Consider the following 24,462-nt stretch of genomic DNA (forward strand, 5'->3'; position numbering starts at 1 on the left):
AAAGAGAAATTTAACTTCATTAATGTTTTGTGGGTTTTGCAAATTGTGTAATTTTAACAAACCAATCTGGTTAACCAATTTTAATTCGGGTAGTTTATGAGAATGGAAATTCTTACTAAGGGAGATAACGAAGGGGTCCAAAAAGATATTATTAAAAAGTTGAGAGACTTAATAGATTATAAAAATTTGGAACCTGGAGACAAGCTACCTTCTGAGCGTATGTTATCAGAAAAATTTGAGGTAAGCCGGAGTAATGTTAGAGAAGCAATTCAAAAACTGGAATTTTTCGGGATTCTCAAATCCAAGCCACAAAGCGGTACGTTTATAGCAAACATCGGCCAGATTGCTATGAAAGGGATGTTAGAAGACATTTTAAAATTAGAGGATCCTGATTTTAAATCTTTAGTAGAAACACGTATTCTATTAGAGCTTAAAACGGTGAAGTTAGCATCCTTAAGAAGAACAGAGGAGGATTTAAAAAAGATAAGAGAAACCTTAGATGCCTATAAGGCAAAGGTTTTAAATGGGGAAGATGCGGTTCAGGAAGATTTGCTATTTCACTTAGCCATTGCAAAGGCAAGTAAAAATAGTACTATGAATACGTTCATGTTGATTATCACCCCAGAAATCATTACCAATTTTGAAAAATATCATGTTTGTGACAATAATCAATCTTTTTTAGGGATTCAAGAGCATGAGGATATTTATGAAGCGATAAAAAAGCAGGACCCCCAGTTGGCAAGAGAAAAAATGAAGGTCCATTTTAAAATTTTGTATCAGTATTGTTACAATACTAAAGAATAATAAAAAAGCTGACTATTGTAGTTGCACGCCTGCAATAGTTATACATGAAATAGGAGGGAAGTAAAACTTACTACACATTTGAAGATGCGTTCCTAGCATCATTAACATGCATGTTGTCTAAGTTTTATGTAAAACTGGAGGGTTATAACAGGTGGTTGTAACATTCTGGATAGGGTTTTAATTGTTTAAAAACAAGAATATGAAATTTAAAGGATTACGGTGGTGGGTTGTAGGATTGGTAGCTTTAGCCGCAATCATAAACTACATAGATAGGCAAGCTTTTGGTGCATTGTGGCCAGATATTGCAAAAGAATTGTTCCCAGATATGGATGCAGATGGGCACAAGGCCATTTATGGTTCCATTTCTACTGTTTTCATATTATCCTACGCCGCAGGTCAAGGTTTATTTGGTAAAATTTTTGATTGGATTGGCACGCGGTTGGGTTTCGCATTGTCTATTGCAGTTTGGTCCATTGCAACTATGTTACACGCAATAGCACAAGGTTTGTACAGCTTTTCCATATTTAGATCCATTCTAGGTTTGGCAGAAGCGGGCAATTGGCCAGGGGCTGCTAAAGCAAATGCAGAATGGTTCCCTACCAAAGAGCGCGCTTTTGCTCAAGGAATCTTTAATTCGGGTGCAGCTATTGGGGGTATTGTGGCGTATCCAATCATAGGAATATTAGCAGATTTTCTTGCATGGAAATCCATTTTTATTGTGGTGGGTATACTGGGGCTACTATGGTTATTACCGTGGTTATTTATCGTTAAAGCAAGCCCTAAAAAACATCCTTGGCTATCAGAAGAGGAGAAAGAATATATTCTTAGCGGACAAAAGAATCAAGATTTAGATGGTGATGGAAATTATGATGAAGGCTATAACCCAACTACGGGAAAACTTTTAAAGCATAAAGAAAGTTGGGGTGTAATTATTGCGTCTGCCGCTATAGACCCCATATGGTGGTTATTTATCGTGTGGATTCCCATTTACCTTTCAGAAGTTTTTGGACTTAATGTAAAAGAGATTGCGTTCTCTGCCTGGTTGCCTTATGTAGGTGCCATGTTAGGTGCTTGGGCAGGTGGATTGTTGGCGCAGAATCGTATAACAGCAGGTTGGTCTGTAGACAAGACTAGAAAAATGGTCATAACCCTAGGATGTTTAATCATGTTGCCTTGTTTCTTTTTATTAAAAGCCCCAGGAACGGCTACCAATGCAGTAATTATTATGGCTGTTTTATTGTTCGGTTTTCAAGTGGCTATAGGTAACATACAAACACTTCCGAGCGATTTATTCAGCGGTAAAATAGTAGGTACACTTTCTGGTTTTTCAGGAATGGCGGCCAAATTGGGTGCTGCAGGTTTAACCTTATTAGTAACATTTATTACTACAGGGGGTAATTATACACCAGCCTTTATCATCGGTGGCATCTTAGCACTTGTAGCCCTTGGAGCGGTATGGGGGTTATGTCCAAAGATTGCACCCCTAAAACCTAGACAATAATTAGTAATTAGATAATACAAACAAATACATAAAATGAGCAATTCTAACGGAAAAGTAGCGGTAATAACTGGTGCAACAGGAGGTATTGGTTTTCAAGTAGCCAAAAGGCTAGGTCAAGACGGATACACCGTTATCCTTAATGGTATCGAGGACGAAAAAGGTGCCGAAAGAGTAAAAGAATTAGAGGCAGAGGGTATCAAAGCAGAATATTATGGTTTTGATGTTACCAAAGAAGATGCCGTTAACGAAAACATTAAAGCTATTGGCGATAAGTACGGGAAAATAGATGCACTTATCAACAATGCAGGCGGTCTTGGTGGTCGTTCTAGATTTGAAGAAATGACAACGGAATTCTACCGTTTTGTAATGGCATTGAACTTAGATTCTACCTTCTTTGCTTCTAGAGCAGCAATTCCTTACCTAAAAAAGGGAGAGAATGCTTCTATCATTAATTATACGTCTATTGCAGGTTGGAATGCAGGTGGGCCAGGTGCTGGTATTTATGGAACATCTAAAGCAGGTGTACATGCTATCACTAGAGCATTGGCTAAAGATTTGGCAGAATATGGTATTCGTGTAAACGCTGTATCTCCAGGTACAATAGACACACCATTCCACACCCAAATAAAATCAACCAAACCAGAAGTATTCGCTTCTTGGAAGAATAATATTTTACTAGGAAGATTGGGACAGCCAGAGGATGTAGCCTCTGTGGTTTCTTTCTTAGTAAGTGACAATGCTGCCTTTTTAACGGCAGAGACCATCCAAGTTGGTGGTGGACAAGGATTAGGAATCTAATAAAATATAAAAATGGGTAAGCTAGAAGGAAAAATTGCAGTAGTTACTGGTGGTTCTAGAGATATTGGTAGAGCTATAGCCGTGAAATTGGCCAAAGAAGGTGCTCATGTAGCAGTAAACTACCTTAATTCAGAAAAAGGAGCCAACGAAACTGTTGCAGAGATTGAAGCATTGGGTAAAAAAGCAATTGCCGTTAAAGCAGATGTATCCAAACTAGAAGATATTCAACAACTAAAAGCAGCGGTCACTAAAGCTTTTGGAGAAAAGGTGGATATTTTGGTAAACAACGCTGGCGGTTTATTTGCTCGTAAGACCTTACAAGAGTTCGATGAAGCATTTTATGATTTAGTGATGAACGTGAACTTTAAATCTACGGTATTTGTATCCCAAGCTTTTGAACCTTTAATGGACAAAGGAGCTTCTATCATCAATATTTCTTCACAAGCAGCTAGAGATGGCGGCGGTGGCGGATCTGCACTGTACAGTTCTTCTAAAGGAGCAGTAACAACCTTTACTAGGGCTATGGCCAAAGAATTGGGTCCAAAGGGAATTCGCGTAAACGCACTTTGTCCAGGTCTAATCGGTACAAAATTTCATGACGATTTTACAAAGGATGAAATTCGCTCTAAAGTAGCATCGGTAACTCCTTTGCGTAGAGAAGGCCAAGCTGCAGAAGTTGCGGATTTAGTAGCTTACCTGGCTACGAACGATGCCACGTTCGTAACCGGAAATAATATAGATATCAACGGAGGTTTGGCATTTAGCTAAGCTTTCTACAAACAACAAAGCATAACAGTCAATAATGAAAAAAGTAGTAACCTTCGGAGAAATAATGCTCCGATTGGCCCCTCAAGGGTTTTTAAGATTTTCACAAGCCAATAGTTTTGATGTGGTCTATGGTGGTGGCGAGAGTAACGTTGCCGTATCCTTAGCCAATTATGGTGTACCCGTAGATTTTGTAACGCGTTTACCTAAAAATGATATTGGCCAATGTGCCCTTATGGAAATGCGTAAGCGTGGTGTGGGTACAGATAAAATTGTTTACGGCGGTGACCGTTTAGGCATCTATTTTTTAGAAACTGGTGCGGTTTCTAGAGGTAGTAAAGTGGTGTATGACCGTGCACATTCTGCTATGGCAGAGATTGAAAAAGGCATGGTAGACTGGAAATCTGTTTTTGAAGGTGTAGAATGGTTCCACTGGACAGGGATTACCCCTGCCATTTCTCAAGGTGCCGCAGATGCGTGTTTAGAGGCAGTTAAAGCAGCAAGTGATATGGGCGTTACCATCTCTACCGATTTAAATTATAGAGCTAAACTTTGGAAGTATTGTGATGATGCTAAGCGCGAAGAAATAATGGCGGAGCTTACATCCTATTGCGATATTGTTTTGGGGAATGAAGAAGATGCAGAAAAGCATTTTGGTATTAAACCAGAAGGTTTAGATATTACTACTCAAGGAGAACACGTAAAGGCCGAAGCATTTCTATCGGTTTGTGAGCAAATGATGAAACGTTTTCCACGGGCTAAGAAAGTAATTACCACCTTAAGAGGTTCCCTTTCTGCAAGCCATAACACATGGGCAGGGGTATTGTACAATGGTACAACCATGTACAAATCTCCAGAATACCAGATTACACACATTGTAGACCGTGTAGGTGGGGGCGATTCTTTCATGGGTGGTTTAATCTACGGATTATTAAAATACCCAGAAGATGACCAAAACGCCTTGAATTTTGCAGTTGCTGCTTCTTGCTTAAAGCATACTATTAAAGGCGATGCTAATTTGGCTACGGTAGATGAAGTAGAAAAATTAATGAGTGGTGATGCATCCGGAAGGGTGGCTAGATAAAAATGGCATGGCACAGTATTCAAGAATTGAAGTAATACAAGCAATGAAGGACACCGGGATGGTGCCTTTATTCTATCACCCAGATGTAGAATTGGGTAAAAATGTATTAAAAGCCTGTTATGATGGTGGTGCGCGTTTGATGGAATTCACTGCACGAGGTGATTTTGCTTATGAAGTATTTTTAGAGCTGAACAAATATGCAATTAAAGAGCTACCGGGCATGATTATGGGCGTTGGTTCCATCACAGATGCAGCGGCAGCTAGCTTGTTTATGCAAATGGGAGCTAACTTTATAGTAACACCATCTTTAAGAGAAGATATAGCTAAGGTTTGCAACCGTAGAAAAGTATTATGGTCTCCGGGTTGCGGTAGCTTAACAGAGATTAATGCTGCAGAAGAGTTAGGGTGTGAGCTGGTAAAGCTATTCCCAGGCTCTACTTACGGTCCTGGCTTTGTAAAGGCCATTAAAGGCCCACAACCTTGGACAAGTGTAATGCCAACAGGCGGGGTAAGTACAGATAAAGACAATCTAAAAGGTTGGTTTGATGCTGGAGTAACCTGCGTAGGTATGGGGTCTAAGCTCATCTCTAAAACCATTTTGGAAAATAAAGATTACGATGGGTTACAGCAATTGGTGGCTTCTACTTTAGAAACTATCAAATCTTTACAATAATATCGGTTTAAATTGAACACGCTATCACCCATTTTTAAGAAGATACTTGGCCTGATTTTAAGTTTCGGGCCGGGTATTTTTGCTATTGGCTATACTATTGGTACTGGTAGCGTAACTTCTATGACAGTAGCTGGCAGTACTTATGGTATGCAGTTGCTCTGGGTTTTAGTGCTTAGTTGCTTGTTTTCCGGGGTGCTTATTTATGCTTACGGCCAATATGCATTGGTTACAGGGGAGACAGGCCTATTTGCGTTTAGGAAGCATTTAAAGTATGGTAAACTCATGGCAATCTTAGTGCTAGTGGGGATTTCTTTTGGGCAATGGAATTCACTCATGGGTATATTGGGTATTAGTTCTAATATTGTTCAAGAGATTCTTGCCATATACATACCTACAATAAAATCTACTGGTGTTAATGTGGTATTCATAATTGCCGCCATTATTATTATCACCATGTACTTACTATTACTCAAAGGCAAGTACACTTTTTTTGAAAAAATCTTGGTCATTTTCGTGACCATCATGGGATTTTCATTTTTATTTTCATTATTTCTTGTACACCCTTTACCTGTAGAGGTCATACAAGGATTAATCCCCTCAATACCTCAAGTAGAAGGGGGTAAGATGATGGTAGCTGCCTTTGTAGGTACCACTATGGCATCTGCTACTTTTTTATCTAGACCTCTATTTGTAAAAGGAAAAGGTTGGACCTTAGAAGCTAATGGAGCACAACAGAAAAAAGACGCAATCATTGCGGCTATATTGGTTTTTGTTATAAGTGGGGCTATCATGGCCGTAGCTTGTGGAGCGCTGTACCATGAAGGTAAGGGCGTAAAAACAGTATTAGATATGGTAGGTGTTCTAGAGCCTGTAGCAGGCAAATTTGCACTAACCTTATTCTTTTTTGGAACTTTAAGTGCGGGGTTATCTTCTATTTTTCCCTGTTTATTAATAGCTCCAATTCTTTTAGCAGATTACCAGTCGGGAGAATTAGATACCAAGTCTAAGCAGTTCAAAGCAATTATGGCCATAGCTTGCTTATTTGCATTAATAGGGCCTGCAATTGGCGCAAATGCTATTGAAGTGCAAATTCTTTCTCAAGTGTTTAATGTATTTGTGTTACCACTTGTTGTTGCCGGTATTTTGTACTTGATGAACTTTACATCTGTTATGGCAAAACATCGTCCGCACTGGGCACTGAATTTAGTGATGGGGGCTGCTTTTATTTTTGCTTGCATAATATCTTACAATGGTGTAATTGCCCTGTGGAATTATTTAGGGTAGCAAAACACCATTTCATCTTTAACTCTATCACTTTCGGTAAACAGTTAATCTTCTAACGGATAGAACAAAAACACTCTTTTATTGCTATGTACTTTTGAGTAACAAAAAAAAGCAAGATATGAGTTTAGAAAATAAAAAGGTAGCTATGTTAGCTACACACGGTTTTGAAAAATCCGAATTATTTCAACCCCTAAACGCACTAAAAGAAGAAGGTGCACAAGTAGATATTATTTCTTACCACGAAGGTGAAATAAAAAGTTGGGACGGTGACAATTGGGGAGAAAGCATCAAAGTAGATAAACAAATTAAAGATGTAAAAGCAGAAGACTACCATACTTTGGTATTGCCAGGTGGGGTAGCGAATCCAGATAGTATGCGTACTAATGAAGACGCATTGTCATTTATCAAAGACTTTTTTAAACTAAGCAAACCAGTAGCGGCTATTTGCCATGCACCTTGGTTGTTAATTAGTGCCGGAGTGATAGAAAATAGAAAAGTAACTTCTTACAAAAGCATTAAGGATGATGTAATTAATGCAGGAGCTACATGGGTAGATGAAGCAGTAGTGGTAGATGATGGATTGACTACCAGTAGAAACCCAGACGATTTACCGCAATTTATCTCTAAAGTAATAGAGGAATTAAAAGAAGGTAAGCACGAAGGTCAGGTTGTAAACGCCTAAGAAAAAGAATTTATATTGAATCAAAAGGCAAGGTATACATCTTGCCTTTTTTAAGTTAAAAGCATGGCAATATTAGGAAATATCATTAAAGGGGTTATAGATGTCACAGGTAAGCTAACAGAAGACCACAAACCCGTAGACGAGCAAAAAGCAGTATTGACAAATTTGCTAAAGACTGCAGAAAATACATTGTTTGGACAGCATTACGAGTTTGGAAAAATCTTGGCTGCCCCTGATATTCAGGCTGCTTATGCTCAAAAAGTTCCCTACCATGATTATAACAAAATGGCTCAAGAATGGTGGCAAGATGTGGTAGATGGGAAAGAAGATGTTACCTGGCATGGGAATCCAGACTATTTTGCTTTAAGCTCTGGAACTACAGGTAAAAAGAGCAAACGCATACCTGTAACGGATGCTATGATTAAAAGTATAAGAAAAGCAGGAATAGAGCAGGTTTTGGCATTGCATAATTTTGATTTACCTCCAGATTTTTTTGAAAAAGAAATTATGATGCTTGGCAGTTCTACAGATTTAAACCAGAGAGATGGCCATTTAGAGGGAGAAATAAGTGGTATAAGTGCTAGTAATATTCCTTTTTGGTTTAAGGGGTATTACAAACCGGGCGAAGACATTGCTAAGATAGATGATTGGGATACGCGTGTAGAAACTATAGCTAGAGAAGCAAAAAATTGGGACATTGGTGCCCTAAGTGGAATTCCTTCTTGGATGGAGCTAATGTTAGAGAAAGTAATTGAGTATCACAATGTGGAACACATTCATGAGATTTGGCCCAATTTACAGGTATACACCTCTGGTGGCGTAGCTTTTGACCCTTACCAAAAGAGTTTTAATGCATTATTAGGTAAGCCAATACAAATAATAGATACGTATTTAGCTTCTGAGGGTTTTATTGCATTTCAAAATAGACCAGAAACTACAGCAATGAAATTAGTTACAGATAATGGTATTTATTTTGAGTTTGTACCCTTTAAACCAGAATACATCAATCCAGATGGCTCTTTGGTCGCAGACGCTCCAAGTTTAACTTTAGACGAGGTTACTACAGAAGAGGATTACGTATTGCTAATTTCTACCGTGGCAGGGGCTTGGCGTTATATTATTGGGGACACCATTGCATTTACAGATGTGGCTAGAGCAGAGATTAAGATAACGGGTAGAACCAAGTTTTTCCTAAATACCGTTGGGAGTCAATTATCTGTAAATAAAATGAATGATGCTGTTCAGTATTTAGAAGAACAGCTCAACTTACATATTCCAGAATATACGCTCTGCGCTAAACGTTATGACGATGGATTTTACCACACTTGGTATCTAGGAGCAAGTGAGAATAAAGATGTGGAAAACACTGCTGCATTGTTAGATAATTTTCTAAAAGAAGCCAATAAGAATTACAAGGTAGCAAGAACCAAAGCATTAGAAGGGGTAAAAGTACATTTTGTAAAGCAAGAAGTATTTACGGAATGGAGTGGAGCCAACAAAAAGAAAGGTGGGCAGGTGAAAATGGAGCGTGTCATGGGAGAGGAGAAGTTTGCAGAATGGGAAGAATTTTTACAGAGAAATAACTATCAGTAAATGGGTTATTCGCCAATTTCCTTAACCAATTCTCTAATTTCTTCTGGAGATAGATAAAAGTCCTTTATACGTTTTTTGTATAAAGGGTCTATATCCGCATTATCTAATATAAAATGTTTTGTTTTTAAAATATAGGCTGCCATTCCATTTTTTACCGCAAATAGGTCTGCATTACGCTCTGCGGACTTTACGTGTTCTTTAAAAAGTACATACCTAATACCAAATATGAGCATTTCCCAATTATTTAGTTGTTGGTAATCCATAACGTGTCCTAGTTCATGGCCTAACCATCCTATAAGTACATCTTTTGGTACGTGTATGGTTTTAAACTCCTGATTATTGATTTTAAACTTTTCGCTAATCAAAATAACATAACCTCTTTTCTTTTTACTTCTAAAAAAGCTTCCAAAAGTAGGCTGGGCCATCATTACAGACTTTTTAATATTCTTTTTGAATTTAAAATGAATAGGAACATCTTTTAAACTAGGAAAGTGTTCTAATGCAATTGTAGCTTCTTTTTGTATGGTTTCTGGTATATGCATAGTAGGGGTAATGCTATTAAAATATACAAATAGTACTGCTAGGAGTAAAACTATGGGTTGTACTAAGTAAATACGTAATTTCTTCATAATCCGTTACGGCATAAAAAATAAAAACCTGGTTGTAGACCAGGTTTTTATTTCATAGCAATTTTTTAATCTTAATGGTCATCTGTATCACCATCAAATTCTTCTTTAACGTCTTTAGCAGCGTCTTCTACTTCTTCACCTGCTTCTTCAACACCATCTTCAATTTCTTCCATGGTGTCCTCTGCTTTATCTTCTGTAGTTTCTCTACAGCTGGTGAACATAACCGCCATTACAAACAATAGGGTAAAAAGCGCTGCTGTTTTTTTAGTGATTCTCGTAATCATTTCTCTGTTTTTTTAGATTCAACTTTAGTTTTTAGGGTCAATTAACTTCTAGATTCTTTTTCTACCAGTTATCAATGAGATAATAAATAGAATAATGAAAATGAAGAATAATATTTTAGCAATACTTGCTGCCCCTGCAGCTATTCCTCCGAATCCAAAAATTGCGGCTATTATAGCCAATATTACAAATGTGACTGTCCAACGTAACATAGTTTTCTTTTTTTAGGTTGATGTCTGACTATCTCTTAATCAGTACACTACAAATATACAGCTGCATAGGGGCTTGGTTTGATGCTAAGAAATTAACAATTAACTCATTAGCATATAACTAAAACTATTGGTCTTAAATACTGTTAAAAAAAACATCCGTCTAAATAAGACGGATGTTTTGAGTTAATTATTAAAATGTGTGCGCTTAGTTTAAGGAAAAAGGATACAGGTTATTCCGCAGAAGCTTATCTGCCTGTTCTTTTTCAAAAAGTTTTTTGGGTACGGAATGTATGTTAAATTCTAAATCATACATAGTTCCCATCAGTTCTTTTGCAGAGGTTTGGTCTAAATCATCGCTAAGCCAAGAATTTCCTTGTTCTTTAGAAATAATTAATGGTGCTACATTGCTAATATCTTGGTGGTCTGTAATATTGCTATATGTACCTGTAGTAACTACTGCACAGGTAAGAAATCCATCTTCTAATTTACTATAAACCCCAGCAATAAAGAAAGGTTTATTGTCCTTTAGAGTGATAAGAAACGGTTCTATTTTTCCATTGTTGAATAGATACGTGTAGAAACCAGTAACCGTAATTAGGCATCTATCGTTCTCCAAAGAGCGTTCCGCCCAAGGAAATTTATCTTCTGTTTTAGAAATGTTTAAAGTATTGGCTTGCTTTTGAAAAAACATCCAGTCTTCCTTGAATCCGTTTGGCATAAGACCCCAAATGGCAAATTGAAGTTGTTCAGGTTCTGCTAAGGTGATTATGGGTAAATTTTCTTCTTTAAACCCATTTATAATCATTCTAGGATTATACAGTTCTGGATATTCAAACGGTACACCAAACTCTTCTTCTATTTCTTCTTTTGCCGCTACATTAGAAAGTTTGTATATCATGTTTAAATCTTTTAATGCAAGTTCGCAATAACTGTTGGAGTAAAGTGTCTCAATTCCTTCTAATGCTAATCCTTTTAAAATTAAGTGTTTAGCTTTTTGGCTTTAGGGAGGAATATTATTAGGATAAGCTTCAACAAATTAAGATGTAGTAGTTTCACCCTTTAGTTGTGCAACCAAATCTTGTGGTACATCAAGGGTGCGTATGGGGAAAGGAATTACAATACCTTCAGCATCAAAAGCAGCTTTTATTTTAATCATTGCTTCTGTTTTAGCTTTAGCTACTTCTAAGGCAGAAGTAGAGTTTATCCAGAAACGGGTTTCAAAGTCGATAGAACTACTACCAAATTCACGATAAAGAAAAATAATTTCTTCGTCTGAAGTAACTGCGTCAAAATTGGCTACTATAGTTTGCTTAACAATTTTTCGAACTAATTCTAAATCGGAATCATACCCCACACCACATTCTAAAATTACCCTAGATTGGGAGGTAGTGCTGTAATTTTTAATAGGATTTTCCACTACCATTTTGTTAGGGATGTATACCAAATTATTATCTACTTGTTTAAGCGTTATAACTCTTAAATCGATGTCTACTACCTCGCCTTCGTAATCATTGGTTTTAATCCAATCGCCAAATTTTATTTGTTTCACATAAGAAAGTAGAATACCAGAATAGGTGTTTGCCAAAGCACCTTGTAGCGCTAATCCAACTGCCAAACCAGCAACACCTGCTCCTGCAAGTACTGTATTTAAAGCTTTGCCCAAGTTTAAGATGCCTAAGACAAGAAAGAGTCCAATAAGAATAACAGCTACTGACGTTATCTGAGATAACAATTGTTTCATACTTTCTTGCAGTCTACTGCGACTCGTAAGCTTATAGGCAAGCTTTTTTATGTACCTAGAAAGTATGATGGTAAGGACAAATACTAAAATGGCTAAAATAAGATTGGGTAGGTTCGCTACAAAAGCGTTTAACCAACCATCTAATTTTGTCCACATGCCTTCTAAGGCTTTTTTAAATTTGTCTTCCATTTGTTTTTTATGGTGTTGGTGAATAATTTAAATTCACCTTGTTTGTTTGGAGTTAAAAAATCTATTTAAAGACTTTTTTTAATAAGTAAGCAATGACAATTTTTTTGACTGGCGAAATAATTTTGTGCGCTAAGGTCATAGGTTGAAAGTAATGTTCAATATCGTCTTTGCTAGACTTTAATAGTTCTACATTAATCTCCTTTCTAAGGCGTAGAATTTTAAGTTCTTGTTGAATTTCTGCAAGCGAATTAAAATCAGTTTTACTCATCTCTTAATAAGGTTTTAGAAAGTTTTCTAACAATCGCTTTTTCAATAATTCCTCTAAAAGGAATAAGTGCTAAACCTAGTAATATATAAATACAACCAACTATGGCGTACCCTAAACTACTACTGTTAACGCCTTCACCTATATAAATAGAGAGTCCTATAGACAAAAACACTGCAGCCATTATGGCAAAAATGCCTAACATACAATATTTAATAAAAGAAATGCTGATTTCCGAAGTATGGTAAAACAGTTTCAATTTATAATACTCCCAAGAATTTTGTAGCAATTCTTGGGAGTTGTCTAATGACTCAGTTGTTATAGTGCTTATTTTCTTTTCGGCCGCCATTAGGATGCTTGTAACTTTTTATTTCTTGCTTTTAAATCCTTCAACTTACTTTCTAAGGTAGAAATGACGTCGTCTGCTTTATAACTAGCATCGCTTACTAAAGCCTCTACTTCATGCTCCAAACTACTTCTCTTAGTAGTAAAAGAACTAGCAATCTGGTTGCCTAATTGGGTAGCGCTGTTCGCTACATTATCTACCACATGGTTACTTTCTTCCACCAATTTTTTTCTTGTAGAAGAACCTTTATCTGGGGCAAATAAGATACCTAACGTGGCTCCTATAGCCGTACCGGCTAATATTCCTAAAATTGTATTACTGCTATCGCTCATAGTATAAATTTTTTAATGATTCAAGTCAAAAGTACTTCAGTTATTAAGGTTTGATTAATGCAAAAGCGAAAGTCTTTGATGGTTTTACAAAATGCAATTGCGTTAAGGATAAATGCATTAACAATACGCTAGGAGACAGCATACGGGTAACTTGCGGTGATTAATCTAAAACCAAAAAAAATGAAACAAGGAGAAGAAAAAACCGAGTTCGTTAAAGAAGAACATAAGGATAGCAAAAAGTATATCTTTCAGAAAAACACCAAAACCAAAGTAGCATTCTTTTTTGTATTGAGTGTTCTTGTGTTACTTATTTTAGGTGTTGTAGTTAGTGGTGTTTCCTTCTAACTGAGCACACCAGATACAAACCAATATCCAAGTAGAACTAAATAAAAATACATGCTAACTTCACAAATTAAAATTATAAAACACAAGTATTTATTTGTTTTAAGTGCAATGCTCACCCTAGGTTGTGCCACACATAAACCTCAAGAAATTAAACTGGCTAATGCTGAGAACTTAAAAAAGGGTACACCTGTGTATACCTTTTATTTAGCAGGCAATTATGGTAATGCCACCCAGCAACCCAATAAAGCCACTTTAAATGCCTTAAAAAACACATTAGAGGATGCTCCAGAAAATAGTATGATGATTTTTACAGGAGATAACGTCACTAATTTAGAAGACAATTGGGATAAAGACAAAAAGGTATTAAAAGAGCAGTTGGCCTTAGTAGAAGGATACAAGGGAAAAACACTATTTATACCAGGGAACAATGCTTGGAAACAGCATGATACCAATACAGTAGAAGACGTAGAAAACTATATTAAAGACCAAGAATTAGAAAATATAGAATATTACCCAAAAAATGCATGTCCGCTAGAATATAAAGTTATTAATGACCAGTTAGATTTGATTGTAGTAGATTCTAAATGGTTTATATCTAACTGGTCCAGAGAAAAAGACATCAACAAAAAATGCCACATTATAGATACCCGTAGACGATTTATGGAGGAGCTAGAAGGATATTTAAATGATGCACAAGGAAAAAATATTATAATTGCCATGCACCATCCCATATTTAGCAATGGGGAATATGCAGGCCATGCCAGTTTAAAAGATCATTTAACTCCTTTCCCTATTTACGGTTCTTTAAAAGAAGCCATGTTAGACCTGGGCGCTTTTGACCCAGACCATTTAAACAGTAGAAGGTATAACTACCTAAGAATTTTAGTAGCGGCGCTTTCCCAAACAGCGGAACGGGTCACTATAGTATCTGGTCATGAAGAAAGCTTACAATATTTAACGGGGGGCAATATACATCAGGTAATTAGTGGTGCGCTAGCAGATGTACAAGGCACAAATAGAGGTAAAGATAGAATTACTGCCATTGGTGGAACCTTGGAGTTTGAGGGACAATATACGCACGGTGCTAATGGGTTTGCCAAGTTAGAATATTTTAAAGATGGGAGTTCTAAGGTTACCTTCATCACACCAGAAGAAAATCAGAAAGAAAAAACATTAGCAGTATTAGGCGCCCTACCTACTTATGACAGTTCCAAGACGTATGCAAAAACGAACAAAAGCATAGCAGTGGCTTCTGTTTTAACAGACCCAAAAGCATATAAAAAACCAGGCCTATATAAATTTTTATGGGGAGACCGTTACCGTAACTATTTTGGTGAGCAGGTAAAAGCACCTGTAGCTTATTTAGATACACTTTATGGCGGTTTATCTGTGGTAAAAGAGGGAGGAGGACACCAATCTTTTTCGCTTAGGTTAGAAGATAAGGACGGTAAGCAGTACAATATGCGAAGCCTTAAAAAAAGTGCAATGAAATATTTGCGTTTTCAACTACCAGGTGTTTCGTTTAATGAAGAAGATTATTTAGATACTTTTCCAGAGGAAGTGGTAACAGACTTTTTTACTTCGGCACATCCCTATATGCAATTGGCTATAAACCCTTTGGCTAGAAAGGTAGGTATTAACCATTCTGATACTAAATTATATTACATTCCCAAACAAGAAATTTTAGAAGAACATAACGAGACCTTTGGGGACGAATTATACTTTATAGAACGTAGACCCTCAGATGAGCAACTGCATTATAAGGGCTATAGAAGAACCATTACAGAAGCAGGTAGGATTAAGGATTTTGAGAGCACTACAGATATGCTTGAGCTTATTGCGAGTGATGAGGATTATACTATTGACCAGCGCAATTACATAAGAGCACGGTTATTTGATATGTTGATTGGAGATTGGGATAGGCACCAAGACCAATGGCGTTGGGTAGAATATGAAAAAGAAGATGGTACGGTAGAATTGATGCCAGTACCAAGAGACAGGGACAATGCATTTCCTAAATTTGATGGATTTGCACTTAAACTAATTAAATTGTTTGCTCCAAATAGTAGAAGGTTTCAATCTTACGATGCTAACTTTCAGTCTGTTAAATGGTTAAATGTTGGTGGTAATAAATTAGACAGAGCACTTTTAAATGAGTACGATGTTGCTATCTGGAAAGAAGAAGCCCAGTACATTATAGATAATTTATCAGATGCGACTATAGATAAGGCATTCACGAACTTGCCAGTAGAAGTGCAAGACAATACTGTAGAACGTATTAAAACCCAATTAAAATTAAGGAGGGGTCAGCTGCAAAAAGCAGCAGAAGATTATGCCAAATACCTTAATAAAGTTGTTGCCGTTACAGGTACAGAAAAGGATGATAAATTCCAAATAGAGCGCTTAGTAGATGGTAAAACCAGGGTTACTGTAGAGCGTATTTTTAGTGATAAGCAAAATGAGGTAATGTACGATAGAACATTTACTAAAGATGTTACTAAAGAAATTTGGATTTATGGTTTAGGGGACGATGATGTGTTTGAAATTAAGGGTGATGGCGACCACAAAATTAAATTACGCATTGTCGGCGGCTATGGAGAAGACGCCTACGATTTTGAGAATACAAACCGAGTAAAATTGTATGAGTGGGACCACGAAAAATCTGAATTTAAAGATAAAGTACCTGCCAAGCAGATGAGTGATATATATACCACCAATAACTATCATTGGCGCTATTTTAAACCTAATATGAATATTGTGGCTCCAAAAATAGGATTCCGTACAGATGATGGTTTATTTGTTGGTTTGGGTGATACCTACATTAAACAAGGACTTAATGCAGACGATTTTAAACAAAAACATAGCTTTTTAGCCAATTATTATTTCGGGTTTAAAGCGGTAGAATTACAATATACAGGTGTTTTTACCAACATATTTCCCAAATGGAATTTTGAGGTAGAAGGGTATTATACTAGTGACAAATACACCAAAAACTTCTTTGGAATAGGGAATGAAACAATAAATAATGAAGATGCACTAGATAGAGATTATTACCGAGCAAGGATTAGGCAAATAAAGGCCCGCGCTGGTATAGCTTATTATGATTTACGATTTAACGCTTTATTTGAATCTTTTGAAGTAAGTGAAAACGAAAATCGCTTGTTTAACCCATCAAATTTAAATCCAGCCTTGTTCGATGCACAAAATTATGCTGGGGCAGAGGTTTCTGCTCAATACGATAGGGATAATGCAGATGATTTCCCTACCAAAGCCATTTTATTTGCTTTAAGGGCAGGGTACAAAATGAATTTAGATAATAGTAATAATAAGTTTGGTTATGCTAGTTTTAAAACTGCTTTTGCCCATAAGTTATTAAATTCAGGGAATTTAGTTTTAGCATCAGAAGCAGAGGTAAGTACAAATATTGGAGCTAACCCATACTATTTTTACCATGCACAATCCTTAGGTGGCAATAATGGTTTGCGTGGTTTTCGCGATGAACGTTTTGCTGGGCACTCTTATTTTTATCAATCTACCGACTTAAAATTGCGTTTAGGGCACACGGTTACACCAGTAACTCCAGTTACTTTCGGTTTATATGGTGGTTTTGATTATGGTCGCGTTTGGGAAAGAGAACAGGTAAGCAATGAATGGCATACAAGCCAAGGAGGTGGTTTATGGATTAGTACTTTAAAAGCTTTTAATTTTAACATTGGTTATTTCAATTCTAAAGAAAACAACCTCATCCAAGTTGGGTTTGGATACGATTTCTAATGCAAAGGGCCATGCTACTAAATACAACTTATTTACAAACTTTGGTTAATAAGTAAGCTGTAAGGTTATACATAAAACTGCTACTTTTGTAGTACCAAAGCTAAAAGTTTAGAAAGAGATGACTCAAGGTATTGAAAGGATAAAAACGTTGATTATTGGTTCTGGTCCTGCGGGCTATACTGCAGCAATTTATGCAGCTAGAGCAGACCTTAAACCAGTTATGTATACAGGTATGGAACCTGGAGGCCAGTTAACAACTACCACAGAAGTAGATAATTTTCCAGGTTATCCAGAAGGTATAGACGGTCCTACTATGATGATGCAACTACAGCAACAAGCGGAGCGTTTTGGTACAGAAGTACGTATTGGGATGATTACTGCAGTAGAATTTAGTGACGAAGTTGGCGGCATTCATAAAGTAACGGTAGACGATAGTACACAAATAGAGGCAGAGACCGTAATTATCAGCACGGGCGCTTCTGCAAAATATCTTGGGTTGCCAAGTGAACAAAAATTACGCGGTGGTGGAGTATCTGCCTGCGCGGTTTGTGATGGATTCTTCTACAAAGGTCAAGATGTTGCCATTGTAGGTGCAGGTGACACGGCGGCAGAAGAGGCTTCTTATCTTGCTAACATTTGTAAAAAAGTAACTATGTTAGTGCGTAAAGACCACATGAGAGCCTCTAAAGCTATGCAACACCGTGTAAACAGCTTAGAAAATATAGAAGTTCGGTATAATACAGAAGTAGATGAGGTTTTAGGAGACCAAGTTGTAGAAGGTTTACGTATGGTGAATAACCAAACAGGAGAAAAGGAAGAAATAGCAATTACAGGTCTTTTTATAGCCATTGGGCATAAGCCTAATACAGATATTTTTAAAGGACAGTTAACCATGGATGAAACAGGCTACATAGTAACGCAACCGGGTTCTACAAAAACAAACAAACCAGGCGTTTTTGCAAGTGGTGATGCTCAAGATAAAGTTTACAGACAGGCGATAACGGCAGCAGGTACAGGTTGTATGGCAGCCTTGGATGCAGAGCGTTATTTGGCGGCTGTGGAATCTAAAGAAATCATGGAAGCATAATTTACATATATTAAGAAACTAAAAAAGCCACATGAATATTTCATGTGGCTTTTTTTTTCTAGCCGCAGATGGTCTAATCTATTTTTCGATAATTTTCGGAAAAGGTACGTTGGCCTTCTTCATCTAAATTTATCTGGCTGTAAACCTTATCCTTCAATTTAAGTTCAAAGGTAAATACCCTCATGGTATCTAGAGATTTCATCATTTGGGCATCGCCATATTCAATGGTTTCTATAAGCTTGTTGTCTGTTATCTTATAGGTGCCATACCCAAACCTGCCATTCGGTTCTTCGGGTACAAATCTGCTCCACATAATGTAGCCATTAAAGTACATCTTAATTTGTCTGTACCCATTGGCTTTAATTATGGTATCCGTCACATTAATTCCATCATCATAGTTGTAAAAGCTCTCCAGTTCCCATGTGCCTTGGATGGATTTTTCGCTCACGGGTTGGTCAGGGGTCGGTTGGGTCGCGCTTGCACCCACAAAAAGCAAAATAAATGCGAGTAAACTTTTCATATCCCTGAGTTTAGTTTAATTAAATAATGACAATAAATTACGATAAATATTTAACTTTTAATATAATAAAAGCAAAAAAGCCATCACATTACTAATTATGTGATGGCTTTAAAATTGTATTTATTAATTTTTAATCTCTTCTAATAGACCCAGAAACTGATTTATTAGTTTTCACCGTAGGGTCACCAGCGTAAGAAATATCCGCACCACTACTCGCATCTGCTACAAGCATTTCAGTAACGTTAACAGAAATATCTGCACCACTACTGGCATTTGCCTTACATTCTCTAGTCCGTAAGCTTCTCGCTTTAATATCAGAACCGCTACTAGCACTAGCTACTAATTTATCTGTACTACCTGTAATGGTTATATCTGCACCACTACTACAATCCGCTTCAATACCACGAGCAATTAAGTCCACCTCAATATCTGACCCGCTGCTAGCATTTAAACTCACATGTTCTGCAGTAATACTGTTTTCTGATATTAAATCGGCGCCACTAGAGGTAGATAGTTCAGTAACTTCTGGGAGTGTAACATAAACTTTTTTAGTGGCTCTACCAATGTTTTCTATGGCATGGATTTTAAGTTTATCACCTTCAATGTCAGTACCAATTAATCCAATTATATTTTCGTCTGCTTCAACACGTATTTCATAAGAATTCCCTTGGACTACAAAGACATCCATACCTTCAGAAGCATGAATAACGGTAAAATCTCCAGTAACGGAACGGGTTTCTTCTACTACTTGTCCGTTACCTTTGGTACCATCTCCAAAGTTAACATCAAAGGCGCAAGAGCTGGCAAATATGGCCAATAGGGCTGTGATTATGATTCTTACTAATGTTGTCATGATTGTTTGTTTTTTAAGATTGATTAAATTTCCTTTTTATTGCTTAATTATTAGCATTTTATTTACTGAATTGTCGTTTTTAAAGGGTCAGTTGTTAGTTGTTGTCCTTGGCTTTTAATTGTACCCCGTTTTCATCTATTTTAAGGATAACAGATTCGCTTCCATCTTTTACGTCTATATCTATCCCGTTTTCTCCAATTTTTACATGTCCGTTTTCGTCTCCCACGTTAATATCAATTCCAGATTCACTTATGTTGATTTTACCCTGTTCGTCTGTTTCAGGGTCTTCTGGGCAATTTAGACACTCTAAGATGCCATCATTGCCCATGACCCAATGGTAATCAACTATTTCACTACGGTAAAAATCTTTGTTATTTTTAGTACTCCACCCAATGTGTCTGTCTAGGTTTTCCGCAAAAATTACTACGGTACCAACAGGAACAAACAACTCTGCCCTTACCTCTTGATTTCGCATTTTTGCTTCTTTAGGTGTTGTTAAATAATTATTTATGATGAATTGATTTTTGTCTAATTGATAATCAAACGCAATTTTTTCTGCTCTTGCTCTAGCTTCCTCAAAAGAGCTGCCATCCGCATCTCTTTTAATTTTTATTTGAGTCAGCGTGTCCGTAGCTTTTTTTACATCTAAACGTATGTTTTTAGAATAAATAATGGGTTCGCCATCATCAGAGAAAACCAGCTCTAATCCTTCATAACGCATGCTATTTTCAAAATCTAAATCTTGAGCACTACGCGTACTAATGTAAAGGGTATCATTAGACTTGTTTATGGGCAATACGCGAGTTTCTGTAGTTGTACCAGTATAGGCATATGCCATAGATTGTTTAATACCTAAATACACTAGGCAAGCCGTAGCAATAAGCCAAACCCCAAACAAGGTATATTTAGCTACATTACCAATAGATTTAAGATTAGAAACTAATATTTTTAATCCTAAATACAGCAAAAAGAAGAAAGGAATACCAATGGCAAAAAATACAAGTAAAGAAACCAACCAAATTGGTGTTCCTGTAGTATTTACCATATTGTAAAAATCCACACCGGGTATATTAACTGATTTTATGATACCTATGGTAAACATGCTGATAAAAAGACCTATTAAGGCAGCTGCCCCAGTAATTATCATGAGTATGCCTATGAACTTGCCAAATATTTTAAAGATGAACATAAAAATATCTGCAATCGTATCAAAAAAAGTTTTGGAGCTGCTCTTAACTTGGTTTCCTACCTTTTGGTAGTCCACGCTTTTAACTTTGTCTGCAACATCAACAAACCCCTCTTTTACTTTGCGTTCTATATTGCTGATGTTGACGGGCTCTCCCCGCATGTCTAGTTTTTGACTTGTAGATGCAGCTTCTGGCACTAAAATCCAAAGAATAATGTAAATAAGAATCCAGAATCCAGAGGTAACTAGTGCTAAGAATATAAATGCCAAACGTATCCAAAGGCTATCCACCCCTAAATAATGTTCTAAACCAGCACATACGCCACTAATATATTTTTGGTCAATATCTCTATACAGTTTTTTACCTTTTCTTGGTTTTTCTGTATGGGTTTTGGGTGTGTCTTCAAAAATATCTTCGTCTACCATATAATCTTCTGGTTGCCCCATGATGTTGATTACGTGGTCTACCTCTTTTTGCGTGATAACCTGACGGTCATGCTCCATTTTTTCTGAAAAAAGCTCAGCAATCCTGGCCTCTATATCCATGATTATTTCTTCGCTACCTGCAGTGCCTGCAAAAGACCTTTTAATAGCTTCTAGGTAGCGCCTTAGCTTAGTATACGCCTCTTCATCTATATGAAAGAAGGTATTTGCCAAATTTATGTTTACTGTCTTGTTCATTTTTTGTTGATGTCTTAATTGTTGTTGGTTACCAGGTTTACTGCATTTCTTAACTCGTCCCAAGTGCCATTTAATTCTTTTAAGAATAATTGACCTGTTTCTGTTAGGGCGTAGTATTTTCTAGGCGGGCCAGAGGTAGACTCTTCCCACCGGTAATTTAATAGTCCCGCATTTTTTAAACGCGTCAGTAGGGGATATATAGTGCCTTCTACCACAAGCATCTTAGCGTCTTTTAGGGCTCCTAAAATCTCAGAAGCATACTTGTCCTCATCTTTTAAAATAGATAAGATACAGTACTCCAGAACCCCTTTGCGCATTTGTGCTTTTGTGTTTTCTATATTCATAACTTCATGGTTCTTAATTTTCCGGACTGGGTCCGGGATTTGATTAACTGTTCGTTTTTTTGCTTTACAATTTGGTTTCCTTTCGGCACTCCTTGATGAGGGGAGCGCCTGGAAACCGCTTTTTGATTGATTGATGTTGTTGTTTTTTGATGATTGATTGATGAATAAACTCCTATTTCTGAGTGTTTTTATTGCAGTAATTGATGGTCATAACTTAACTCTCTTTTTAGTTTCCATTCGCCATTTTCTATAATCCATATATGGGTAAATTTGGCAATGTCTCCCTTTTTATACGTTTGGTTTTGGTCTAAAGAGCTAAAACTATGTACCCCATGTTGTATAGCTCCATACAAAACCTCTTTTTTATATAATGGATAAACTTTAAAACTATCTGTAACCAAATGGCGCTTAGCTGGGGGCAATGCCCTTGAACCTCTTCTGTTGCACGCCTCTTGCATTGGTCTTAAAAATGCTTCTTTACCTTCTGTAAAGCCTCCCTTATCATGATAAAACTCAAAATCTTCTGTAAAGAGCTGGTCAAGATAATCTGTGTTGCAGGTGTTAAAAGCAGCATCAAACAGTAAGCTGTCCTTCTTTGCCAATAACTTATACAGCTCGTCTGTTTTGTTGAGTTGACACCATGATGTGTGCACATTAAGTAATAGCAATAGTAAACTTAACGATAGTACATTTTGCATCACTTTATAAATTTAATGGTGATAGGGTATTCAAAATACGTACCCTCATTGGTTCTAAGGGTAGCAATGATGGTATAGATAAGATTTATAAGGCTTAGAATCATGTGTACAAAACCAGCAATACCTACAGGCCAGAAAAACCGATTAAACGGAAAACTACTGCTTTCCCAATGAAAATCAATAGTATCCCATTGGTTAATGTCTTGCCAAACACTGTTGTGAAAAATATCAGAAAAACTACCAATAAAGAAAGGTATAGTTAACAACCCTGCTAGCGCACTATATAAGATTAAACTTATTTGAAAATTTAGAGCTTGTTTGCCGTTGTAGTCTACAAATTTAAGTTCATTACGGTTGGCCAACCATAATACTAAAGGCAATACAATATTGCCTAAAGGAATAAAATATCTAGACAAAGTAGCGGCATGTATTATAGCCGATAAATTGCGTTCGTGTTTGGTTAATGTAGTGTCCATTTTGCTCGTTTTTTGATGATTGTAAACAGTTTTACCTATTAGCTTACGATGCAAATATATATCCTAAAGATGGTACTATGCAAAACAAAGTACTAAATATTAACAATTAGTTAACATTTTAAACTTTCAATTTTTTCCCTATTTTTAGCGCAACTAAAACTAAAAAAATGGCTGCAACCCCCAGTAAATTCAACACTTTTTGCTTTTTTAAACTGCCTTCTGCATGGTGGAGCGGCGTACGCTTACGCTATATTGATGAAAACAAGGCAGTTACCACCGTTACCCACAGATGGGTAAACCAAAATCCGTTCAAAAGTATGTTTTGGGCAGTACAAGGTATGGCTGCGGAACTAAGTACGGGAGCAATGGTTATAGATCAAATTAAAGAAAGTGGTAAGCGTATATCTATGTTGGTGCAAAATAATAATGCCAACTTTTCTAAAAAGGCCAGAGGTAAAATTACTTTTACTTGTGAGGATGGTCATTTAATAGCAGAAGCTATTGAAAAGACTATAGCAACAGGTGAAGGCCAAAAATTCTGGATGAAATCAGTTGGGGTTAATCAAGATGGAGTTGTAGTCAGTACGTTCAATTTTGAATGGACGGTTCGTTTAAAAAGTTAACTTTTTAGAACCCAAATAAAAAATAGGCTAACCTACAACGGTTAGCCTATTTAGGTTATATCAATAGTTTAGGTTGTTAATCTCCAGCGCTTAAAGAAAAGCTTCCGTCTCCATTAAAGTTGGCAGCTACAATAGTAACAGTCCAAATTCCAGGGGCGCCGTTTGCCGTAACTCCATCAATACTATCTGGCTCAGCCCCGCCAATAATTGTTTTGTCCAAAACAGTTAGGCCTTCCGCATCTTTTACAATTATTTGAAAAGAGCCATCAGTAGTTGCTGTAATGTCTGCATTATAATCGGCAGTACTCAAATTATTATTCCAACTAAAAACACGTGTAGCAGTACCTCCGTTACCAGTAAAACTTGCATCAATATCTCCATTAAAATCAGAACGGTCCCCTACGGTAAAATTTGCTTCACTAGTTGTAATTTGCTCACCATTTACGGTTAATCTAACAAAAGTATCTTCTTCATTTTCTTTACTACAACTGCTCACTATGGATAAAGAAAAACATAGTAATAAAATATTGGTTATGTTTTTGCCGCTAAAAAAATTTAAAAGGGTGTAAATCATGGAATGGGGTTTTTAATTCTTTATTACATTACAACTACAACGCTAGATACCCTACTTTATGCTACATTTTTTTTCTAATGTAACATTTGATTATAATTAACTACAGATAAAGCATAATCAC

The 24,462-nt window shown here is 36.7% G+C and carries 28 protein-coding genes; 13 read left to right on the forward strand and 15 right to left on the reverse strand.

The annotated features are described in order from the left end of the window. Positions 1–96 precede the first annotated feature (96 nt). The 9 genes from FBT53_RS09830 to FBT53_RS09870 all read left to right on the forward strand — a co-directional run bounded on the left by FBT53_RS09830 (position 97) and on the right by FBT53_RS09870 (position 9,184). Complete coding sequence (locus FBT53_RS09830; protein WP_136951013.1) at positions 97–804, forward strand: FadR/GntR family transcriptional regulator; 708 nt, start codon at positions 97–99, stop codon at positions 802–804. A gap of 199 nt (positions 805–1,003) precedes the next feature. Further along, the gene (locus tag FBT53_RS09835; protein WP_136951014.1) at positions 1,004–2,305 is read left to right on the forward strand and encodes an MFS transporter; all 1,302 of its coding nucleotides are present in this window, start codon (positions 1,004–1,006) and stop codon (positions 2,303–2,305) included. A gap of 33 nt (positions 2,306–2,338) precedes the next feature. Then, on the forward strand, positions 2,339–3,103 hold the full coding sequence (locus FBT53_RS09840; protein ID WP_080319773.1) for an SDR family NAD(P)-dependent oxidoreductase: 765 nt from the start codon (positions 2,339–2,341) through the stop codon (positions 3,101–3,103). Between the two features lie 12 nt (positions 3,104–3,115). Then, a complete protein-coding gene (locus tag FBT53_RS09845) occupies positions 3,116–3,871 on the forward strand; it encodes an SDR family NAD(P)-dependent oxidoreductase (protein WP_136951015.1) in 756 nt (251 codons plus the stop codon). A 34-nt stretch (positions 3,872–3,905) separates the two neighbouring features. Then, positions 3,906–4,952 (forward strand): sugar kinase, encoded by a 1,047-nt coding sequence (locus FBT53_RS09850; protein ID WP_136951016.1) that lies wholly within the window; start codon positions 3,906–3,908, stop codon positions 4,950–4,952. Between the two features lie 7 nt (positions 4,953–4,959). Then, positions 4,960–5,625, forward strand: a complete 666-nt coding sequence (locus tag FBT53_RS09855; protein WP_136951017.1) for a bifunctional 4-hydroxy-2-oxoglutarate aldolase/2-dehydro-3-deoxy-phosphogluconate aldolase — start codon at positions 4,960–4,962, stop codon at positions 5,623–5,625. A gap of 12 nt (positions 5,626–5,637) precedes the next feature. Further along, complete coding sequence (locus FBT53_RS09860; protein ID WP_136951018.1) at positions 5,638–6,909, forward strand: Nramp family divalent metal transporter; 1,272 nt, start codon at positions 5,638–5,640, stop codon at positions 6,907–6,909. A gap of 118 nt (positions 6,910–7,027) precedes the next feature. Further along, positions 7,028–7,591, forward strand: a complete 564-nt coding sequence (locus tag FBT53_RS09865) for a type 1 glutamine amidotransferase domain-containing protein (RefSeq protein WP_136951019.1) — start codon at positions 7,028–7,030, stop codon at positions 7,589–7,591. Positions 7,592–7,654: 63 nt separating this feature from the next. Continuing rightward, on the forward strand, positions 7,655–9,184 hold the full coding sequence (locus FBT53_RS09870) for a GH3 auxin-responsive promoter family protein (protein ID WP_136951020.1): 1,530 nt from the start codon (positions 7,655–7,657) through the stop codon (positions 9,182–9,184). A gap of 5 nt (positions 9,185–9,189) precedes the next feature. Here FBT53_RS09870 and FBT53_RS09875 read toward each other — a convergent pair whose 3' ends face one another. The 8 genes from FBT53_RS09875 to FBT53_RS09910 all read right to left on the reverse strand — a co-directional run bounded on the left by FBT53_RS09875 (position 9,190) and on the right by FBT53_RS09910 (position 13,180). Then, positions 9,190–9,813, reverse strand: a complete 624-nt coding sequence (locus FBT53_RS09875; RefSeq protein ID WP_136951021.1) for a hypothetical protein — start codon at positions 9,811–9,813, stop codon at positions 9,190–9,192. A gap of 71 nt (positions 9,814–9,884) precedes the next feature. After that, the gene (locus tag FBT53_RS09880) at positions 9,885–10,097 is read right to left on the reverse strand and encodes a hypothetical protein (protein WP_136951022.1); all 213 of its coding nucleotides are present in this window, start codon (positions 10,095–10,097) and stop codon (positions 9,885–9,887) included. A 48-nt stretch (positions 10,098–10,145) separates the two neighbouring features. Beyond that, positions 10,146–10,307: a DUF1328 family protein gene (locus FBT53_RS09885; protein WP_080319291.1), complete on the reverse strand. Its 162-nt coding sequence runs from the start codon at positions 10,305–10,307 to the stop codon at positions 10,146–10,148. A gap of 205 nt (positions 10,308–10,512) precedes the next feature. Further along, a complete protein-coding gene (locus FBT53_RS09890) occupies positions 10,513–11,205 on the reverse strand; it encodes an SOS response-associated peptidase (RefSeq protein WP_136951023.1) in 693 nt (230 codons plus the stop codon). A gap of 138 nt (positions 11,206–11,343) precedes the next feature. After that, a complete protein-coding gene (locus tag FBT53_RS09895; RefSeq protein WP_136951024.1) occupies positions 11,344–12,237 on the reverse strand; it encodes a mechanosensitive ion channel family protein in 894 nt (297 codons plus the stop codon). 61 nt (positions 12,238–12,298) lie between these two features. Beyond that, on the reverse strand, positions 12,299–12,505 hold the full coding sequence (locus tag FBT53_RS09900) for a hypothetical protein (protein ID WP_136951025.1): 207 nt from the start codon (positions 12,503–12,505) through the stop codon (positions 12,299–12,301). Then, a complete protein-coding gene (locus FBT53_RS09905; protein ID WP_136951026.1) occupies positions 12,498–12,851 on the reverse strand; it encodes a hypothetical protein in 354 nt (117 codons plus the stop codon). The genes FBT53_RS09900 and FBT53_RS09905 overlap by 8 nt, the downstream gene beginning before the upstream one ends. Then, positions 12,851–13,180 carry a YtxH domain-containing protein gene (locus tag FBT53_RS09910; protein ID WP_136951027.1) on the reverse strand — a complete coding sequence of 110 codons (330 nt, stop codon included), beginning with the start codon at positions 13,178–13,180 and terminating at the stop codon, positions 12,851–12,853. The genes FBT53_RS09905 and FBT53_RS09910 overlap by 1 nt, the downstream gene beginning before the upstream one ends. A 180-nt stretch (positions 13,181–13,360) precedes the next feature. Here FBT53_RS09910 and FBT53_RS16100 point away from each other — a divergent pair, with 180 nt between their 5' ends. The 3 genes from FBT53_RS16100 to trxB all read left to right on the forward strand — a co-directional run bounded on the left by FBT53_RS16100 (position 13,361) and on the right by trxB (position 18,386). After that, positions 13,361–13,525, forward strand: a complete 165-nt coding sequence (locus tag FBT53_RS16100; protein WP_169630348.1) for a hypothetical protein — start codon at positions 13,361–13,363, stop codon at positions 13,523–13,525. Between the two features lie 51 nt (positions 13,526–13,576). Further along, a complete protein-coding gene (locus FBT53_RS09915; RefSeq protein ID WP_136951028.1) occupies positions 13,577–17,299 on the forward strand; it encodes a metallophosphoesterase in 3,723 nt (1,240 codons plus the stop codon). Positions 17,300–17,417: 118 nt separating this feature from the next. After that, a complete protein-coding gene (trxB, locus tag FBT53_RS09920; protein WP_136951029.1) occupies positions 17,418–18,386 on the forward strand; it encodes a thioredoxin-disulfide reductase in 969 nt (322 codons plus the stop codon). Positions 18,387–18,459: 73 nt separating this feature from the next. Here the strand turns inward: trxB and FBT53_RS09925 are convergent, their stop codons facing one another. The 6 genes from FBT53_RS09925 to FBT53_RS09950 all read right to left on the reverse strand — a co-directional run bounded on the left by FBT53_RS09925 (position 18,460) and on the right by FBT53_RS09950 (position 23,144). After that, positions 18,460–18,906 (reverse strand): hypothetical protein, encoded by a 447-nt coding sequence (locus FBT53_RS09925; RefSeq protein ID WP_136951030.1) that lies wholly within the window; start codon positions 18,904–18,906, stop codon positions 18,460–18,462. A 130-nt stretch (positions 18,907–19,036) separates the two neighbouring features. Further along, positions 19,037–19,759, reverse strand: coding sequence for a head GIN domain-containing protein (locus FBT53_RS09930; RefSeq protein ID WP_136951031.1), 723 nt, complete (start codon positions 19,757–19,759; stop codon positions 19,037–19,039). Positions 19,760–19,853: 94 nt separating this feature from the next. Then, on the reverse strand, positions 19,854–21,626 hold the full coding sequence (locus FBT53_RS09935; protein ID WP_136951032.1) for a PspC domain-containing protein: 1,773 nt from the start codon (positions 21,624–21,626) through the stop codon (positions 19,854–19,856). 14 nt (positions 21,627–21,640) lie between these two features. Next, the gene (locus tag FBT53_RS09940) at positions 21,641–21,970 is read right to left on the reverse strand and encodes a PadR family transcriptional regulator (protein ID WP_010519797.1); all 330 of its coding nucleotides are present in this window, start codon (positions 21,968–21,970) and stop codon (positions 21,641–21,643) included. A 188-nt stretch (positions 21,971–22,158) separates the two neighbouring features. Further along, positions 22,159–22,668 (reverse strand): nuclear transport factor 2 family protein, encoded by a 510-nt coding sequence (locus FBT53_RS09945; protein WP_136951033.1) that lies wholly within the window; start codon positions 22,666–22,668, stop codon positions 22,159–22,161. After that, the gene (locus tag FBT53_RS09950; protein WP_136951034.1) at positions 22,668–23,144 is read right to left on the reverse strand and encodes a DUF4870 domain-containing protein; all 477 of its coding nucleotides are present in this window, start codon (positions 23,142–23,144) and stop codon (positions 22,668–22,670) included. The genes FBT53_RS09945 and FBT53_RS09950 overlap by 1 nt, the downstream gene beginning before the upstream one ends. A 167-nt stretch (positions 23,145–23,311) precedes the next feature. Between FBT53_RS09950 and FBT53_RS09955 the strand changes: the two genes are divergently transcribed. Next, on the forward strand, positions 23,312–23,767 hold the full coding sequence (locus FBT53_RS09955; RefSeq protein WP_136951035.1) for a DUF4442 domain-containing protein: 456 nt from the start codon (positions 23,312–23,314) through the stop codon (positions 23,765–23,767). 76 nt (positions 23,768–23,843) lie between these two features. Here the strand turns inward: FBT53_RS09955 and FBT53_RS09960 are convergent, their stop codons facing one another. Continuing rightward, entirely contained in the window at positions 23,844–24,341 is a 498-nt protein-coding gene (locus tag FBT53_RS09960) for a hypothetical protein (protein WP_136951036.1), read from the reverse strand. Between the last annotated feature and the right edge of the window lie 121 nt (positions 24,342–24,462).

This window comes from Flavobacterium sp. ASW18X (assembly GCF_005144745.1).
Lineage (GTDB): Bacteria > Bacteroidota > Bacteroidia > Flavobacteriales > Flavobacteriaceae > Croceivirga.

What these genes read in the sequence shown, in the direction of transcription:
- FBT53_RS09940 (WP_010519797.1), bottom strand. Translation starts at nt 21,970, where the DNA reads ATGAATATAGAAAACACAAAAGCACAAATGCGCAAAGGGGTTCTGGAG.
- FBT53_RS09845 (WP_136951015.1), top strand. Translation starts at nt 3,116, where the DNA reads ATGGGTAAGCTAGAAGGAAAAATTGCAGTAGTTACTGGTGGTTCTAGA.
- FBT53_RS09905 (WP_136951026.1), bottom strand. Translation starts at nt 12,851, where the DNA reads ATGGCGGCCGAAAAGAAAATAAGCACTATAACAACTGAGTCATTAGAC.
- FBT53_RS09955 (WP_136951035.1), top strand. Translation starts at nt 23,312, where the DNA reads ATGGCTGCAACCCCCAGTAAATTCAACACTTTTTGCTTTTTTAAACTG.
- FBT53_RS09900 (WP_136951025.1), bottom strand. Translation starts at nt 12,505, where the DNA reads ATGAGTAAAACTGATTTTAATTCGCTTGCAGAAATTCAACAAGAACTT.
- FBT53_RS09880 (WP_136951022.1), bottom strand. Translation starts at nt 10,097, where the DNA reads ATGATTACGAGAATCACTAAAAAAACAGCAGCGCTTTTTACCCTATTG.
- trxB (WP_136951029.1), top strand. Translation starts at nt 17,418, where the DNA reads ATGACTCAAGGTATTGAAAGGATAAAAACGTTGATTATTGGTTCTGGT.
- FBT53_RS09835 (WP_136951014.1), top strand. Translation starts at nt 1,004, where the DNA reads ATGAAATTTAAAGGATTACGGTGGTGGGTTGTAGGATTGGTAGCTTTA.
- FBT53_RS09840 (WP_080319773.1), top strand. Translation starts at nt 2,339, where the DNA reads ATGAGCAATTCTAACGGAAAAGTAGCGGTAATAACTGGTGCAACAGGA.
- FBT53_RS09960 (WP_136951036.1), bottom strand. Translation starts at nt 24,341, where the DNA reads ATGATTTACACCCTTTTAAATTTTTTTAGCGGCAAAAACATAACCAAT.
- FBT53_RS09895 (WP_136951024.1), bottom strand. Translation starts at nt 12,237, where the DNA reads ATGGAAGACAAATTTAAAAAAGCCTTAGAAGGCATGTGGACAAAATTA.
- FBT53_RS16100 (WP_169630348.1), top strand. Translation starts at nt 13,361, where the DNA reads ATGAAACAAGGAGAAGAAAAAACCGAGTTCGTTAAAGAAGAACATAAG.
- FBT53_RS09930 (WP_136951031.1), bottom strand. Translation starts at nt 19,759, where the DNA reads ATGACAACATTAGTAAGAATCATAATCACAGCCCTATTGGCCATATTT.
- FBT53_RS09870 (WP_136951020.1), top strand. Translation starts at nt 7,655, where the DNA reads ATGGCAATATTAGGAAATATCATTAAAGGGGTTATAGATGTCACAGGT.
- FBT53_RS09950 (WP_136951034.1), bottom strand. Translation starts at nt 23,144, where the DNA reads ATGGACACTACATTAACCAAACACGAACGCAATTTATCGGCTATAATA.
- FBT53_RS09830 (WP_136951013.1), top strand. Translation starts at nt 97, where the DNA reads ATGAGAATGGAAATTCTTACTAAGGGAGATAACGAAGGGGTCCAAAAA.
- FBT53_RS09915 (WP_136951028.1), top strand. Translation starts at nt 13,577, where the DNA reads ATGCTAACTTCACAAATTAAAATTATAAAACACAAGTATTTATTTGTT.
- FBT53_RS09855 (WP_136951017.1), top strand. Translation starts at nt 4,960, where the DNA reads ATGGCACAGTATTCAAGAATTGAAGTAATACAAGCAATGAAGGACACC.
- FBT53_RS09885 (WP_080319291.1), bottom strand. Translation starts at nt 10,307, where the DNA reads ATGTTACGTTGGACAGTCACATTTGTAATATTGGCTATAATAGCCGCA.
- FBT53_RS09865 (WP_136951019.1), top strand. Translation starts at nt 7,028, where the DNA reads ATGAGTTTAGAAAATAAAAAGGTAGCTATGTTAGCTACACACGGTTTT.
- FBT53_RS09910 (WP_136951027.1), bottom strand. Translation starts at nt 13,180, where the DNA reads ATGAGCGATAGCAGTAATACAATTTTAGGAATATTAGCCGGTACGGCT.
- FBT53_RS09875 (WP_136951021.1), bottom strand. Translation starts at nt 9,813, where the DNA reads ATGAAGAAATTACGTATTTACTTAGTACAACCCATAGTTTTACTCCTA.
- FBT53_RS09890 (WP_136951023.1), bottom strand. Translation starts at nt 11,205, where the DNA reads ATGATATACAAACTTTCTAATGTAGCGGCAAAAGAAGAAATAGAAGAA.
- FBT53_RS09850 (WP_136951016.1), top strand. Translation starts at nt 3,906, where the DNA reads ATGAAAAAAGTAGTAACCTTCGGAGAAATAATGCTCCGATTGGCCCCT.
- FBT53_RS09935 (WP_136951032.1), bottom strand. Translation starts at nt 21,626, where the DNA reads ATGAACAAGACAGTAAACATAAATTTGGCAAATACCTTCTTTCATATA.
- FBT53_RS09925 (WP_136951030.1), bottom strand. Translation starts at nt 18,906, where the DNA reads ATGAAAAGTTTACTCGCATTTATTTTGCTTTTTGTGGGTGCAAGCGCG.
- FBT53_RS09945 (WP_136951033.1), bottom strand. Translation starts at nt 22,668, where the DNA reads ATGCAAAATGTACTATCGTTAAGTTTACTATTGCTATTACTTAATGTG.